Here is a 16,087-nt window from a genome sequence, read left to right as displayed (position 1 = left end):
GTTCATATCATTTTTATTAGCTACATTTGTACAATAAAACATTAAAACCTATCTATTATGAAACGTGCAATGTTTGAGTACACAAAAATGATTTTATCAAAGGTAAGTTTCGATCCAAACTTATTTTACAAAGAACTCAAAAAAGCAATAGATAGACTATTGCCCTATGAAGTAGAAGAACTAAAAGTTTGGCTCGATGCCTACACTAAAAATAAGCCCGAACTATCCCACTGCAAGGTGCTTATGGATAAATAATAATAAAGCTGCCTACGTAAGTAGGTAGCTTTTTCTTATCTCTTACCTATTATCTAAAAATGAACATCACGAGTACTCAAAATCCTTTAATAAAGAAAATAGCTCTTTTGAGTGAGAAATCGCGCGAACGCAAGAAGCAAGGTTTATGCGTAGTAGAAGGCGCGCGCGAAATACGTTTGGCTTTGCAAGGAGGCTATAGCCTTGAAAATCTTCTATATCAGCCGGATATCTTCAGTGAGCGACAACTTAATGAATTGCTCAGTTATACTACCCAAAAACTCACGCCTATTGCTATCAGCAAAGAAGTCTATGAGAAGATTAGCTATCGCAGTTCTACTGAGGGGGTGATAGCTTTGGTAGAGGTAAAAAAACACGGTTTAGACACTTTGGCATTCAGCACTAAAAAACCTTTGCTATTGGTAGCCGAAGCTCCCGAAAAACCGGGGAATATAGGGGCTCTCCTCCGCACTGCCGATGCTGCCCATATAGATGCTGTGATTATCGCCAACCCTAAAACCGACCTCTATAACCCGAATATCATCCGCTCAAGTGTGGGCTGTGTGTTCACGGTGCCTATCGCCACTGGTACTACTGCTGAGGTTATTGATTTTCTGAAAGCTAAAAACATCAGCAGTTATTGTGCGGCTCTCACGGCATCTAAGCCTTACTACGAAGTGTCGTTTAGTGAAGCCTCAGCCATAGTAGTAGGCACTGAAGACCAAGGTCTTACTGATGAATGGCTTACTCATAGTACCCAGAATATCATCATCCCAATGGAAGGTGTAATCGATTCTATGAATGTATCAGTAGCTGCTGCTGTACTCATCTTTGAGGCAAAACGCCAAAGGGTAATGACAAACTACGAATAACGAATTACGAATATGAAACACCTCATAACAATTCTTTTTCTATTCTTTTGTAGTTTATCAGTGGAAGCACAATATACGCTCTCCACTCCTAAAGAAATTGACATTATAGCTGTTGATGAACGGGTAGGCTTTACTTTTTATTACATAAAAGAGAAGGGTGATTATATTGCATATCAATTGGAATGCAAAGAGGAAAGAGATATACAGAATAACAAAATGTATAATCTTTCTCTAAAAGAAGTAGCTACGATTAAAAAACGAAAAATTAAAAAGGAATTAGAGGAAAAGGGAGTTTTCTATACCAAAGATCTTCGCAGTACAACGTATGCTGATTTTAATAAGAAAAAATGGTCTTTAGGCGGAGGGGTAATACTCAGTTTTGTCAATACATCGTATATAGTTGAACAGTACTTGGAAGCGTACAAATCTACTTCATTGTCGTTCGTACCTATTGTAATCCAACTATCTAAGGATAAGTGTATTTATCTATTAGGGAAAGGGTATAGCTGGAATCGTATATACAACGCCTTGCTTCCTTTTAAAGATAGAGATGAGTTAGTGGGATATAACATCAGTGGGGAGTTGGAACCTATTCAGCTTGATAAAGGCTATATAGCTGATGCTATGGGACATAAAGACTTGTATTTCAAAAAGCCTAAAGCAGATAAATACGAGTTGGTAAACATATTGGGAGCTAAGGTATTACCTGATGAATATGACAATATTTACTATTCTGAGAGTATATTTGTTACAGAAAATAATGGGAAGATAGAAGTTTATAATCTGCATCAGGATAAGATGGATATAGGTGATATAAAAGCGTTTTATCTCTATGATATGGGGATAGAGGTACTCAAGGAAAGTGGAGCGGCTTACTACGATGCTTATGGCAAAAAAGTAACAGAGCTTCCTAATCTTAATAAGGGAGATGACTGTTATGTTATCTCTAACACGCAATTGCATATAGGTGAGCTATGGGGTGAGTATCTCAGTAAAAAACGTTCTGTTGTAAAAGAAATGGGTGAAACAATAACCGAGATACATCGCGATAAAAACTTGTATTATTTAAGAGTTGAAAAGAACGGTTATAAAGGATTGCTTCTTTGTAAACTTACTCCAGAAGAAAAATTTACAGAAGAAGAATTGCTACCAATAGTATATGATAAATTGTATTATGAAAGCAATAATCAGTTCTTTTTTGAGAAAGACAACAAAAAAGGATTCTATCCTCAGCAAAAAGAGCCTTCTTACAATGAGGTTAAAAAATGTACTTTTCATTTCTATGAGATAGAAGAAGGTGGTAAGCGAGGCTATCTCGATATAAAGACCTTTAAAGAATACTTTTTTTAATTGACAAAAAATGAAATACAAAAAGCTGTCTAACAAAGAAATGTTAGACAGCTTTTTTGCTTATTATCAATTGTTTTAAAATCTTGTAGAGGCGCCACCACCTCCAGAGCGCCCTCCTCCAAACGAACCACCAAAGCTACCGCCTCCAAAACTGCCACCTCCAAACGAACTACCTCCGCCAAAGCCTATGCCTCGTCGGTAATTACGGTTGTGTTCAATCTTGAAGCTCTTTTCTTCTGTATGCAGGTGGTTGCAATTTTTGCAACGGAATTGCACTGTAATTTTTATGTAATCACCTATTGTGTCTCGGGTTACTTTTTCGGCAACGGTGGTGCCTGTACGCTCACATTCTTCACAAATCATCTCGGCGAGCAATTGCTTTTTAAGTCGCTTGCAATGGTAATGCCAGTAGATAGCAAAAGGTAATATAGGGAAAAAGATTATCAGTAGAGGGATGTATTTTTTTGAAATGCTTACATTTTCTATAGTCAAATACTTCACATAAGGCGATATAGCAGGATTAGCCATTTGCTCTTTTATTTCTTTTCTAGTCTTTCCAAAAATCATAAGAATAAAAAAGAAAAAAGCTATGGCACTATAGAATATTCCAGAAAACATTTCTTTTATTTCTTCCCACCAACTTGAGTTTTCTTGTGCTTCCAGTAGTTGTGGTAGGTCGGAATCACCTGAGATGACTTTTTGTATTTCTTCAGCCCCTGCAATGAGTCCAGCACCATATTGTCCTTTCTTCATCAGAGGGATCATTGTGCGCGTTTGTATGAGTTTGCACAAGCCGTCTGGTAGAGTCCCTTCTAAGCCATACCCCACTTCTATAGTGATAGCTCGCTGCTCGGGTTCGGTGATCAAAAGCATTAGTAAGCCGTTGTCTTGGTCTTTTCGCCCTAATCCCCATTCAGTAAAAAGTTCATAACCAAAATCGCGTATATCGGCATAATCGTCGGTAATGCGAGGCAAGACTACCACTGCCATTTCCACTCCTTTTTCAGCGCGCAAATTCCTACAGATAGCATTAAGACTTTCAGTCTCGGCAGCTGTGAGCAAGTGCTGAGGGTCGGTAGTATACTGCTGACTGTCCTGCAATTGTACATTAGGGACTGTCTTTACCGTATAAGCCTTTTGGGCAGAGGTGAGCCCTATGCCAATGAGAAACGAAAATAGTAGAGGTAACAGCTTGTTATTCATTTTTTTTAGAAACTTACTTTAGGAGCTTTTTCACTACCTTCATCGGCTTTAAAATAAGCAGATTCATTAAATCCAAAAGCTGAAGCGAAGAGGTTGTTAGGAAAACGGCGGCGAGAGGTGTTATAGTCTTTTGCTGCGCTGTTGTAGTTTTTACGAGCTACAGCAATGCGGTTTTCACAACCTGATAATTCTGCTTGTAAGGCTGTAAATTGTTCACTTGCTTTTAGGTCAGGGTAGGATTCAGTAACCATTAGCAAACGACCGAGGGCTTGAGAGAGTTCTCCTTGTGCTTTATTGTATTGGGCTAATGATTCGGCATCTAACTTCTCGGGGTTGATGTTGATTTGTGTCGCTTTGCTGCGTGCCTCAACAACCTCTTTTAAGGTAGTGCTTTCGTGTTTGGTATAACCTTGAACAGTTGCCACAAGGTTAGGAATAAGGTCGGAACGGCGTTGGTATTGAGTTTCTACTTGCGCCCACTCACTGTGCAATTGTTCTTGTTTGTTTACCAAGCCATTATAGGCTGAAACAGCAAATATTCCTATGAGCACTACAGCTCCAATAAGGATAAGAGTTGATTTTTTCATTCTTTTTTTTAACTTAAAAAATTAATATTGGGGCAAAGATAGTAATAATTTGTCAATTAACCAATTATCAATTGTTAATTGATATTCAAGCATTTTGCTTCACTGAGGTTGGGGAAATTTACCACTACCATAAGTGTATCGTTAGTATTAGTGTAGTGTGTTTGCAAAACTTGCTTGATAATCGCTTCACTTTCAGGTTCAAAACTCGATTTTACAAAAACGACTTCTTTGGGGAAAATCACCGTGGTTGCCTCTTTGCATAAATTGTAGTTGTAGGAGAGGCAATCTTCTTCTAAAAAAGGTTTTTTACAATGCAATAGCTGAGTGTATTTATCTATCAGTAACCGTTTGTTGAATACCTCTTTTTCTATAAAACTATCGTTTTTGTACTGATATATCACATCAGTTTCATAGTCTATTTTGCTAAAAGACATTATCGGTTCTATGGCTATATTGGCATCAGAGAATAGGAATTTAGCAAAGGTAAAATCTTCAAAATCTACAAAATTTTGTGACGATGTGTATCTTTGGTAGGCAAAACCTTCTTTTTTGGGGTAATATACGATTTTGCCGTTTTTCAGCAATTCGTATAGTTCAGGGTCTTTGTGTGATAGAACTTTTAAAAATTCAGTAGCCGAAAAACGTTTGTTATGAGCGTAGTAATAATCGTAGTAGTAGCGGTAGAGTCTGCTTTCTTTTTCAGCGTAATAAACAGCTGTTTTCTGTTGGGCATATTTAACAAATAGTAATCCTGCTCCCGCTAAAAGAAGCAAAATGATAGCAACAATAGTGATGACTTCTTTTCTCATAGTGTAGCCATTTCTTCGTTTAGCCAATCGGCAAAAGGCAGTAATTCAGTGTCTTCTTCCCAGTATTCAAGAGGAATATCCGAATAAAATGTGCCAAAAGCATCGGGTTGGGTAGTGATAAATCCCGCTTGATGACCGACATTAGGGTAACACACTAATAAAACTTTTGGGAAGAGATATTCACCAGTTCCTTCAAATACTTCAGCTGAAAAGGCTTCCCATTGATTAGGAGGAAAAAACTGATAGGCAAAACCTAGTTCGTCTTCAAAAAGGGTGCAAGCTCCCAAGGTAATGAGGAAAGTTTTGAAAGTTTCGGGCAGCTTGATGTGGTGCTGAGCTTCAAAATCAGCTATTTCTTCAGGGGTAACAGTTGCTTGTTGGGTAAAACGATATTGTTCATTGCCAAAATGCATAAAAGCGCCATTACTTTCTGTAAGGAGTTTTTGTAAGGTTTCTAAGTTTTTAGTGAAGTGTTCCATAGTTTTGAGGGTTCTTGTTCATTTTTATGATTAAAAGAACTTCACAAAGATAATGCTATTATTTTAATTAGCAAACTTTGGAAAACAAAAAAGCACAATAACTAAAATGATTAGCTATTGTGCTTTTAAAATTTATTGTCTTTTAACTCTTATCTCTTAACTGCTCTAAGGATTTCTCCTACCCAGAGTACTGCACTGGTAGCACCAATGATAATTGCCCAATCTACCAATTTGAGAGGCGTTACATTGAACATCTGTCCACCGAAAGTAGTGATGAACACCTGTCCTAATACAATGGCTAAGGCGATGAGCATAAATCCTTGACTCTTACCGAGGTTGTTGAATGCGCTCTTGCCAGTGCGGTAGGCTTTGGCATTGAACATATTCCAGAATTGCAAGAATACGAATATTGAGAAGAATAAGGAAAGTTCATAAGCTGATAAACTGCCTTCGGGAGCTCCAAAATGGAAGAAATGTCTTGCATAATCGCTGATAGAGAACTCGGTGAGACTTGTGATGTCTTCATTCTTAAAATACTGAATGAAACCAAAGAGCAATAATACAAAGAATCCTCCTACCCCAAAGATGCCTTTTGCCATTGGAGAGCTGATGATATTAGTGCCACGCGCACGTGGTTTGTCGTTCATCACGCGGTTGCTTGGTGGCAATGATGCTAACGCCAAAGCAGCAAAGGTGTCCATAATGAGGTTCACCCAAAGCATTTGGGTTACAGTAAGCGGTGATTCTACCCCTAAGAAAGCCCCAATAAGCACGATGATACACGCTGCTACGTTGATGGTCATCTGGAAGAGGATAAAACGCTGAATGTTCAAATAAAGCGAACGTCCCCACATTACGGCTTTACCAATACTGCTGAATGAGTTGTCCAAAATGGTGATATCTGAGGCTTCTTTAGCTACCGAAGTACCATCACCCATTGAAAGACCTACTTGGGCAGCTTTGAGGGCTGGTGCATCGTTAGTACCATCACCTGTTACGGCTACTACTTCTCCTTTTTGTTGGAGTAAGTTTACTAAGCGAGCTTTGTCAAGCGGACGTGCGCGTGAAATCACACGTAGGTCGCCTATGCGGTCTAAAAGTTCGGCATCGCTCATTGCGGCAAACTCTACACCGGTAATCTGGTTGCGGTCGGTGCAACTGTCGTCCCACAAATGTATTTGGCGAGCAATTTCTCTTGCGGTACCAGGGGTATCTCCGGTTACAATCTTCACCTGAATGCCTGCGTGCATACACTCTTCAATAGAAGCAGGTACATCAGGGCGTACAGGGTCAGAAATAGCAGTGATACCTATAAAGTGCAAGCCGTTTACTACGAGCTTGCCGTTTTCTGAGATAATTGCTTTAGGGTCGTCAATCACTTTATACGCAAAACCGATAGTACGCATCGCTTGGTTTTGGTATTGCAAGAGTTTAGCCTCGAAATCGGCTTGTGAAATATCTGAAAGGAATTTACCGCCTTCGTGGCAGAAAGTCATTACTATTTCAGGCGCTCCTTTTACGTACAACACAGGTTTGCCAAGTGTAGGCGATTGTACCAAAGTAGCCATATATTTGCGTTCGGTAGAGAAAGTGAGTTGCTGTAATACTTCGCTTTCTTCGCGTATCGGCAAGTAGTTGATACCTTTGCCATAGAGCCACAAAAGGAGAGCTCCTTCGGTAGGGTTACCCAATACGCTGGGTTTATCTTTATCGGTGAAATCAAGATAAGCGGTAGAGTTCACAGCCATAGATTCGGCTATGAGTTTCTCGTCGGTTCCCGCGTTGAAGAAAGTCTCGTAGATGGTCATTTGGTTTTGGGTGAGCGTACCCGTTTTGTCAGTACAAATCACGGTAGTAGCCCCCATTGTTTCGCAAGCGTGCATCTTGCGCACGAGGTTATTAGTAGCCATCATACTGCGCATACTATATGCCAAACTGAGGGTAACACTCATTGGCAAGCCTTCGGGCACGGCAACTACTACTACGGTAATGGCAATCATCACGGTGTTGAGTAGGTAACCACCAAAGGATACCCAGTCAATAGCGTCTAAACTATTTGCAGGATTGGTGAAATATACAATAAGGCGACCTACAATCACCAAAGCAGCTATTGCATAACTAATTTTAGTAATCATTCCTGCCAAATGGTCTAACTGCTCGTTGAGTGGTGTTTTTACGCTATTGTCTATCTGTACACCTTCAAACACTTTACCGTATTCGGTAGCGTCCCCCACTTTTTTCACCTCAAAAATACAGTGTCCATCGGATACAGAAGTCCCGCGACAGATGTAGTTAGAAGGGTAAGTAGCTTCGGCTTCAAAATCGGCAGGATTGGTAGTTTTGTGTACCATAGGCTCTCCAGTAAGTGTGGATTCGTTCACGTGTAACGATACCGCTTCAAGGAGTTCTCCATCGGCAGGTATTTCCTCTCCTGTTTCTAAGATAACCACATCACCTACAACGATATCTTTTTTGAGTACTTGGGTAATACGCTCATTGCGAATAACTTTATAGTAGATATCATCGTTTACTTGATTGAGGATTTCAAACTGTTTGTTAGCTTTCTGTTCAAAATAAAAAGCCACTCCAGTAGCCAAAAGTACGGCAAAGAGGATACCTACAGGCTCTAAAAATACGTGAATACCTCCGTTGTGTACCGTAAATTCATAGGTAGATACCCCAAATGAGAAGACGAGGGCTACCAACAAAATGATGATAATAGGGTCAGTAAATTTCTCTAAGAATTGCTTCCATAGAGGCTCTCCCTCTACTGATGAGAGTGAGTTTTCGCCGTGTTTGGCACGACTTTCAAGAACTTGCGCATCGGTAAGTCCTTTGTAATGGTGTTTTTCTGCCATAGTTATTTAAAATGATTAAAGTGCAAAGATAGATATAATTAGCGAATTAGCGAATTTGAGAGATTAACTAATCATCATCGCCCCAACTGTGGTGGTGACCACCACTTGAACCGCCTGAATGTATTTCGGAAGCGTGTGCCTCGTTATAATCAATAAACTTTTTCACTGAAATAGCCGTGCCAGCTATCGAAAGCGATAGTGCAGCAATTAGTAAAGCTTTGCCTATGCCGTATATAGCAGCAAAGTACAAGCCAATAGCAGCCAACAGAATAACCACTGCCCCTCCTATAAAAGCAATTTCACCAATCATAGGAATAAATGAAGCAATAAGTACAAAAATTGCCAAAACGAGGGTAATCACTCCTAAGAGGTTGATAATAGTTTTTTTAACACTTTGAGAGCGGGGAGCTCCAAAAGAGTTGTTTTTCTGAAATGTATCCATTCTAATAATAATTTTGGCGACAAAAATAAGAATAATTTGTTAATTAGCAAATTATACAATTCATTGTGAATACTACCAAAATCCTAAAACTATTAAAAAAATAGAAAATATAAACACCACACCATCTAAAAAAATAAAACTTTTGAGCTGGTGGGGCTTGCGATATACAATTAAACTGTGAAGAATGCGAGTGATGAAAATTAATGTAAAAGCTGTAAAGTAATAGTAAGAGGCAGGGTTGAGAGGAGAGTGAAAATCTAAGGAGAGAAATTGTGAAAAATCACGTGTAAGCCCACAAGTAGGGCATTCAAACCCATAATGAGTTTTGTAATAGCATTGTATTTTGGTAGGAGAATATTTTAAATATAATATCCCAACAAAATACAATGCTATTAATAGGCTATTTACTAACAGATATTTATGTAAAGATCTATTTTTCAAGGTTAATTTTCATTGTTATAACGATAGGTGCCATTAGAGAGAGAATCGCTTTCGTTAATAGAGTCGTTATCATAGATAGAGTCATTTTGGTAGATAGCATCTGAACGAGATTCTTTTTGAGAAGATTCTCCTAAGACTTTTATAAGGACAATCTGCCCAACTGAAATAGCAGTGCCTACCAATCCTATCGCTAATGCAGCGATGAGTAGTCCCTTTTGGGCGCTAGCTTTATGAGCTATATATAATCCTATTGCCGAAATTGTGATAGATATGATTCCTATAGGAATCGCTAAGATACCTACACAAGGTATGAATGCTATCCCAAGGTTGATAATGGCTAACACTAAGGATAAAACCTCAAAAACTATAACAGTTTGATTTTTCTTGTGAAAAAACTGTTGGTTAAATTCATTCATTTTGCTCAATTTTAATAATAAGGCAAAGGTACAAATAATTTGTAAATTAGCAAAATTAGCAACTTAGTGAGAGATTGTACACTGAGTTTAGTTTTAGAGTGAAAAAGGAATGAAATTTTTTAGTTTATCTAAAGTGCGACAACTGTAAGAATTATAGCAGAGACAGTTCTAATATCAAAATAATAGTCTTTGTTTTTTTGCTTATTCCGTAATTATTTACTATTTTTGGCACGTTTTTTTAATATATATATGAAGAAAAATATACTTCTTGCCCTGCTCTCAGGGGCTTTACTCGCAAGTGCGTGGGTAACCTACGGATTTACAGCTTTGATATTCATCGCTTTAATTCCTCTCTTGCTAATGGAAGCGCGCATCCGTCGCGATTATCGCCATACCAAACGCAAGGTGTTTGCACTCTCTTATCTGGCGTTCCTCACTTGGAATATCCCCACTACTTGGTGGATATGGTATTCTACTCAAATAGGGGCAGTTTTTGCTATTTTGGCAAATACGCTACTGATGACCCTTACTTTCTTCCTCTATCATATTGTAGCCAAACGAATGAACCGCAAGGTGTCGCTCATCTTCTTAGTAGCGATATGGCTTTCGTTTGAGAAATTTCACCTCACTTGGGATGTTTCTTGGCCCTGGCTCAATTTAGGCAACGTTTTCTCTGAGCAAATTACGTGGATACAATGGTACGAATATACGGGGACTTTTGGAGGCACACTATGGGTGTGGATCGTGAATATCATCTTATTTTTGGCTGTTGAAAACTATCTTACGACTAAAAACCGCAAGGTTCTTGCTCAAAAAGTAGGGGTGGCAATGCTCTTTTTTGCTGTTCCTGTAGTGATTTCGTATTTTCAATACATCAATTATAGCGAAGCAGGCAAGAAAACAGTTGATGTGATAGTCTTGCAACCTAATATCGACCCTTATGCCGAGAAATATTCACTTTCTAATCAAGAAGTAAGCAATTTGTTGTTGCAACTTGTCGCTGATAAGTTGGACGATAAAGTAAATTTCGTCCTCACTCCCGAAACGGTCTTTGCCGAGAATATCAAACTGAACGAATTGCCTTATGCACCAGAGATAGATAGGTTGCGCACTAGCGTAGCGCGCTATCCTAAGCTCAATTGGGTAGGAGGCACCGCAATGATTGAGTTTGTGAGAGATGAAGCACATACCACTTCCCAAAGCAACTACCTCTCTACTTATGGTATTTGGTACAACGATTACAATTCGGCTTTCTTGCTCAATCGCAATCCCGAAATACCACTGTATCACAAGAGTAAATTGGTAGTAGCCGTAGAGAATTTCCCGTATCAAAATATTCTAAAACCTATATTGGGCGAAACCCTTATCAATTTAGGCGGTACGGTAGCGCTGAAAACCACCCAGCCTGATCGCACCGCTTTTGCAGGGGTAGACACCGAGGGCAAGGCAGCACCTATCATCTGTTATGAAACGATTTACGGTGAGTTTGTAACGGGCTATATCAAGAAAGGGGCTAACTTTTTGGCAATTCTTACCAACGATGCGTGGTGGTGTAACACACAAGGGCACAAGCAACTCCTCAGTTATACCCGTTTGCGAGCTATTGAAACCCGCCGGAGTGTAGCCCGCAGTGCTAATACGGGGATTTCGGCGTTTATCAACGGTAGGGGAGAGGTGCTCAAAACACTACCTTATGGCACTCAAGGCAGTTTGAAAGGCACTATTGCCTTAAATGATGAAATAACTTTCTATGTGCAAATGGGTGATTACATTGCCCGTATTGCGTATTTCTTGGCGTTTTTTGTGTTTTTGTATGCAGTGTTAAGGAAACGTGAAACCATCTAAAAACTAACGACAAATGAAGAAACCTAATATATTTTTAGCGATTTTAACGGGCTTCGGCTTTATAGTGTTGTATACTATTTGCTGGTTAGGCTTATCCTTAGAGTCTTCCTTATCCTTAAGAATTATTGATGTATTTCTATTATTTACACCTGTAATTTTTGTTTTAGGGTTGCTTTGTTATTATAGTTTCTATTATAAGATTGTCAAAAAAATATTTTGGGTAAGTGTTTGTCTTACAGTATTAACAATGCTTTATACTTATCACAAAGACAAAATAGAAGAAACTTATATAGTGTGGCAATCACGGATGTCCCTTCCTAAAAATCTCAAACACTATCCTGAACTTTCAAGAAAAGAGCTTACAGAAGGAAAAAAGACAATTACCCCGCTTTACGAAAGAGGAGAGTATTCGCTTAAGGAAAAGTTCTTCAATAAACAACATTGTTTGCTTGCATACTATGTGAAGCCTAAAGGAGAAGAAGATTATTATATCGGTGATAATCCTGATTTTCCACCATATTTCCTAAAATTCGATACTTCAGGAAAAATAATTGACAGTTTGTCTCTCAATATAGCTGAAGAACAGAAACGAGAGTTTTATATCAAAGATAAATATATCATTGATACTTATACACTTTCTTACAGTACTTGGGCTATAGATGGCAACCCCGAATTTCGTCCGATGAAAGCCGTTGAGGGTACTGATTTTTGGAAAGAAGACGATGTGAAGACTTATATAGCCAAAAACCATCTACCCACACCCACTTGTTATAAAATAGGAGTTAGAAAAATAGAATGGCGCCCCGATAATCAAAAGTACTATACTACTTTTGATAATGAGAGTATCGTAGTGTTTATACAAGACGAGAAGCCTCATTATATTTGTTCTACTCATTACATTTCCTCTTTTAAAGATACTTTTTTTGAGCGCACCCCCGTATTTCCTCTTTTTATGAAATTGGGTAATGATGATTTTTATTATAGTGATTTTCAAAGCACATACACACGCCGTAAGATATTACCTCAGTACTTTCTAGTAGAAGGAACTCTTGATGAAGGGGGAGAAGGAAAGCTATTTATGCAACTGCGTTTAAACAATGCTTCTATCTCCTTTAAAGCTAATACTTATATGTGGACATCTGAAGCTGTCGCTCTAAAAACTCCTACTTATTACCTTACCAAAGGCAATGAAGAACTCGAAAAGTTTGAAAAAGTAGATCTGTATAGCAACCAACTGCTACAATATCAATTGTTATCTATAACAGGACAATTGTATATGGTGAAGTAGCTAATTTCTAACCCCTAACCCCCTATCTCCTAATATGGAACACTATATTTCTAACGAAGTCCTTCTTTTGGAACAGCTTATAGCAATTGTAGAAGGCGACACACAACTAAAACTCTCAGAAGAGGCGGTGATAAATATCGAAACGTGCCACCGCTTTCTCAGTGATTATATCCAGAAAGAGCCTAATTTTCTAAATCAACTCTCGGTGGGCTCGTTAGCCCTGTTGCGCCACTATGCTTGTGGTATAGGCGAGCGTATCCCCAATGAGATTGTCAAACTGATGCTCTTCCTGAAAATACAATCGTTCTCCTATGGCTATAGTGGGGTGCGATTGGCTTTGGTACAACGCCTCATCGATTTTTATAACAAAGGAGTATTGCCAGTGGTGTATTCTAAAGACATCCCTGATGAGCGCATTGCTCTGGCACACCTCGCTCTACCCCTCTTTGGTGAAGGCGAAGTGTGTATACACAACAAAATCTATTCAGCGCAAGAGTTGGAAGATAAATACGGTTGGCAACCTTTGTCCTTGGAAATGCGCGAAGCCGATGCCCTGCTCAACGGCACTCAGCTTACCACCGCTTATGGTATTTACAACCTCAGCAAATCGTTGCAAATCATTCAGTGGGCAGACTTTGTAGCCTCAGTTTCTACCCAAGCCTTTGGAGGGAACCTCTCAGCATTTTCGGAAGCTATGCAAATAGTGCGACCCCACCGAGGCTTAGTAGAAACAGCTGAGCATTTGCGCACCCTGCTAAAAGACAGCACCCTCGCTACACAAGCGCAAGCCTTCTCGTCTATGCCCGAAGCCTTTTGCTCTATCCCTCAAATACACGGAGCTGTGCGCGAGTCGATTGCAGCCATTCGCAAAGTGATAAAAACCGAGATGAACTCGGTTACCGACAACCCTATTCTCTTCCCTGAGAGCCAAGAAATTATCTTTGGAGGTAACTCGCATACCCTGCCCCTCACCTTGGCAATGGACTTTTTGGCGATTACCCTCACCAGCTTGGGCAATATCAGTGAACGGCGAGTGTTCTACTTGCTTTCAAATATCGGTAAAGAGATAGAAACGGAAATAGATTACCCTATATTCCAGCGTATCATAGAAGGAATATTGAATGAAAACCGTCGTCTTTCTACCCCTGCAAGCATCGAAAGTCCTATTTTGTTTGAAAAAACGATAGATATAAAAGGAATGGGAGGTAGTTCGGCTATCAAATGTGAACAAGTAGTGAAGAATATAGAAGAAATATTAGCTATTGAATTGATTTTGGCTACTTCGCAGTGGAAAAAGAAACAATTCGACTATCATTCTGATTTGTTTAAAGAATACCTTAGCTTTATGGCAGATGAGGAAGTAACGACCCTCAAGAAGCAAATAGAGCACACCATACATTTTTTTAATAGCGCACAAAATTAGAACTTATGAAGAAATTACGAACGTTTTTAACCATAGTCTTTGCACCATTAACATTCATCACCTTTGCCCAAGATAAAAACTTGATGATGTATATAGGCACCTATACCGAAGGGGGTAATTCTAAAGGAATTTACACCTATCATTTCAATCAGGAGAACGGTATTTTTGAACTACTGAGCAGTGCCACCGCTGCCAATCCTTCTTTTGTAACCTTATCGCCCGATGGAAAACATCTATATGCCGTAAGCGAGTATAACGACGGGCGACAAGGAGCGTATTCTTTTGATGTGAGTGAAGATAAAGTACAGCTAAGCAATCCTGTATTCCTACCTACGGCTCCTAAAAAAGTCTTGCCACGAGCAGGAGCCGACCCTTGCCATATCGTAGCCTACAGCAAATACGTTATCACAGCTAACTATACGGGAGGCGATATCAGTGTTTTCTCATTAGATGCTACAGGGAGATTGCAAACTGAAGTACAATACATATCCTTTGTAGAGGCTTTGCACGGCAGTGCATCTCATATCCATTGTATCATTCCTACCCCTGAGAAGCGCTATGTGTTGGTTACTAACTTAGGGAAAAATTGTGTGTATCGCTTTCGTTACAAAGCACGGAAAGCCTTAAAAGGTGTTAAAGTACTCAGTGATATGAAAGTTGCTTATCGCATTAGTGATACTATACAAGGACCTCGTCATCTTACATTTAGCAAAGACGGTCGTTTTGCTTATCTTATCAACGAATTAGGAGGTGAATGTGTGGTGCTCAGCTATCGCAAAGGCAAACTGAAAGAGATACAGCGCATAATGGCTGATGAAGGTGGCGGGCGTGGTAGTGCCGATATACATATCAGTCCCGATGGGCGTTTTCTGTACACCTCTCACCGATTAAAGAAAGACGGTATTGCAATCTTTGCTATCGACCCTAAGAAAGGTAGTTTAACTAAAATAGGCTACCAACACACAGGTATTCATCCCCGCAATTTTGCGATTACTCCTAATGGTAAATACCTTTTAGTAGCTTGCCGAGATGATAATAAAATTCAGGTTTTTGAGCGCAATGAAGCAACTGGCGAACTCACTGAAACGCCAGAAGAGATTGAGATAGATAAACCCACGTGTATTGTGTTTGGAAAATCCAACTAAAAACACTACTTTTGTCGCACAAAATTAAACAAACCAAAAAAATGAAATCTTTAAAAGATAAAGTCAAAGACTTTATAATGTATTTATTTGATAGTGAAGCTGTTTAAACTTTTTCCTATAATAAAATAAAAGTTCCCGAAAATTAGTAATTTTGTGTTTGAGAAAAAAAGAACACCAAAATTCAGGAACTTTGGGCAAAGATACAATAAATAATTGGATTATTCCCTTTTTAAGTGTAGGAAAGTAAAGATGGTAGTTTTCAGCGAGTATGGTTGAATCTATTAAGCAAGAAGAAAAGAAAATTAGATATGTCTTGCGTTCAATTGGATGGTAGTCATACACGTTGTCGGCAAAAAGGAGAATCTACAGGCTATCAAGCAAGAAAAAAATCCGTAACCACAAATAGCATTTTTTTGTGTGATAATAAAGGGCAAATGATAGCAATGGGGAGTATCTTGATGTAACTTGGATTGGAATGCTTTTATTAGGGTTTATCTCCAAGTTCCTAAAAAAAGTTTAAACACGTTTATTGATAAAATAGGGAGAGAGGTTATTCCTACAAGATATTTTGATGCAAAAAGTTTCTCAGGAGGAGTAGCTTTAGTTCGTCCCACTAAACTTGATAGATGGTTTGAAATAAACAAGAAAGGTGAGTGTGCAGAGTTTTGTGATGAAGC

At 39.0% G+C, this 16,087-nt stretch carries 15 protein-coding genes; 7 read left to right on the top strand and 8 right to left on the bottom strand.

Annotation, left to right across the window (positions count from 1 at the left end):
- Window positions 1–57: 57 nt before the first annotated feature.
- Genes DR017_RS06490 through DR017_RS06480 form a run of 3 tightly spaced genes read left to right on the top strand, consistent with a single transcriptional unit; the run spans window position 58 to window position 2,474 of the window.
- Complete coding sequence (locus DR017_RS06490; protein ID WP_002679358.1) at window positions 58–255, top strand: hypothetical protein; 198 nt, start codon at window positions 58–60, stop codon at window positions 253–255.
- Window positions 256–314: 59 nt separating this feature from the next.
- Window positions 315–1,124, top strand: coding sequence for a TrmH family RNA methyltransferase (locus tag DR017_RS06485; RefSeq protein WP_002679509.1), 810 nt, complete (start codon window positions 315–317; stop codon window positions 1,122–1,124).
- A gap of 12 nt (window positions 1,125–1,136) precedes the next feature.
- Window positions 1,137–2,474, top strand: a complete 1,338-nt coding sequence (locus DR017_RS06480; protein WP_002679375.1) for a hypothetical protein — start codon at window positions 1,137–1,139, stop codon at window positions 2,472–2,474.
- A 75-nt stretch (window positions 2,475–2,549) separates the two neighbouring features.
- On the opposite strand, the gene DR017_RS06475 is transcribed toward DR017_RS06480, so the two are convergent.
- From DR017_RS06475 to DR017_RS06440, 8 genes are all read right to left on the bottom strand, one after another.
- Window positions 2,550–3,677 (bottom strand): TPM domain-containing protein, encoded by a 1,128-nt coding sequence (locus DR017_RS06475; protein WP_002679300.1) that lies wholly within the window; start codon window positions 3,675–3,677, stop codon window positions 2,550–2,552.
- A 5-nt stretch (window positions 3,678–3,682) separates the two neighbouring features.
- Window positions 3,683–4,264, bottom strand: coding sequence for a LemA family protein (locus tag DR017_RS06470; protein WP_002679465.1), 582 nt, complete (start codon window positions 4,262–4,264; stop codon window positions 3,683–3,685).
- Window positions 4,265–4,338: 74 nt separating this feature from the next.
- Window positions 4,339–5,073 carry a hypothetical protein gene (locus DR017_RS06465; protein ID WP_002679448.1) on the bottom strand — a complete coding sequence of 245 codons (735 nt, stop codon included), beginning with the start codon at window positions 5,071–5,073 and terminating at the stop codon, window positions 4,339–4,341.
- Window positions 5,070–5,552: an SMI1/KNR4 family protein gene (locus DR017_RS06460; RefSeq protein ID WP_002679401.1), complete on the bottom strand. Its 483-nt coding sequence runs from the start codon at window positions 5,550–5,552 to the stop codon at window positions 5,070–5,072. The genes DR017_RS06465 and DR017_RS06460 overlap by 4 nt, the downstream gene beginning before the upstream one ends.
- A 149-nt stretch (window positions 5,553–5,701) precedes the next feature.
- Window positions 5,702–8,410, bottom strand: a complete 2,709-nt coding sequence (locus DR017_RS06455) for a calcium-translocating P-type ATPase, PMCA-type (RefSeq protein ID WP_002679487.1) — start codon at window positions 8,408–8,410, stop codon at window positions 5,702–5,704.
- Between the two features lie 67 nt (window positions 8,411–8,477).
- Entirely contained in the window at window positions 8,478–8,852 is a 375-nt protein-coding gene (locus tag DR017_RS06450) for a hypothetical protein (protein WP_002679504.1), read from the bottom strand.
- 72 nt (window positions 8,853–8,924) lie between these two features.
- Window positions 8,925–9,239, bottom strand: a complete 315-nt coding sequence (locus DR017_RS06445) for a DUF2752 domain-containing protein (RefSeq protein WP_002679234.1) — start codon at window positions 9,237–9,239, stop codon at window positions 8,925–8,927.
- A gap of 56 nt (window positions 9,240–9,295) precedes the next feature.
- Window positions 9,296–9,709 (bottom strand): hypothetical protein, encoded by a 414-nt coding sequence (locus DR017_RS06440; RefSeq protein WP_002679523.1) that lies wholly within the window; start codon window positions 9,707–9,709, stop codon window positions 9,296–9,298.
- A gap of 249 nt (window positions 9,710–9,958) precedes the next feature.
- Here DR017_RS06440 and lnt point away from each other — a divergent pair, with 249 nt between their 5' ends.
- From lnt to DR017_RS06420, 4 genes are all read left to right on the top strand, one after another.
- Window positions 9,959–11,554, top strand: a complete 1,596-nt coding sequence (lnt, locus tag DR017_RS06435) for an apolipoprotein N-acyltransferase (RefSeq protein ID WP_002679298.1) — start codon at window positions 9,959–9,961, stop codon at window positions 11,552–11,554.
- A gap of 247 nt (window positions 11,555–11,801) precedes the next feature.
- Window positions 11,802–12,842: a hypothetical protein gene (locus DR017_RS06430; RefSeq protein ID WP_232501552.1), complete on the top strand. Its 1,041-nt coding sequence runs from the start codon at window positions 11,802–11,804 to the stop codon at window positions 12,840–12,842.
- A 34-nt stretch (window positions 12,843–12,876) separates the two neighbouring features.
- Complete coding sequence (locus tag DR017_RS06425; protein WP_002679406.1) at window positions 12,877–14,265, top strand: aromatic amino acid ammonia-lyase; 1,389 nt, start codon at window positions 12,877–12,879, stop codon at window positions 14,263–14,265.
- Between the two features lie 5 nt (window positions 14,266–14,270).
- Window positions 14,271–15,410 (top strand): lactonase family protein, encoded by a 1,140-nt coding sequence (locus tag DR017_RS06420; protein WP_002679501.1) that lies wholly within the window; start codon window positions 14,271–14,273, stop codon window positions 15,408–15,410.
- Window positions 15,411–16,087 lie beyond the last annotated feature (677 nt).

The sequence above is a fragment of the Capnocytophaga sputigena genome, from assembly GCF_900446695.1.
Classification (GTDB): domain Bacteria; phylum Bacteroidota; class Bacteroidia; order Flavobacteriales; family Flavobacteriaceae; genus Capnocytophaga; species Capnocytophaga sputigena.
The sequence above is the reverse complement of the archived record's forward strand: the minus strand, read 5'-3'. Positions and strand labels throughout refer to the sequence as shown.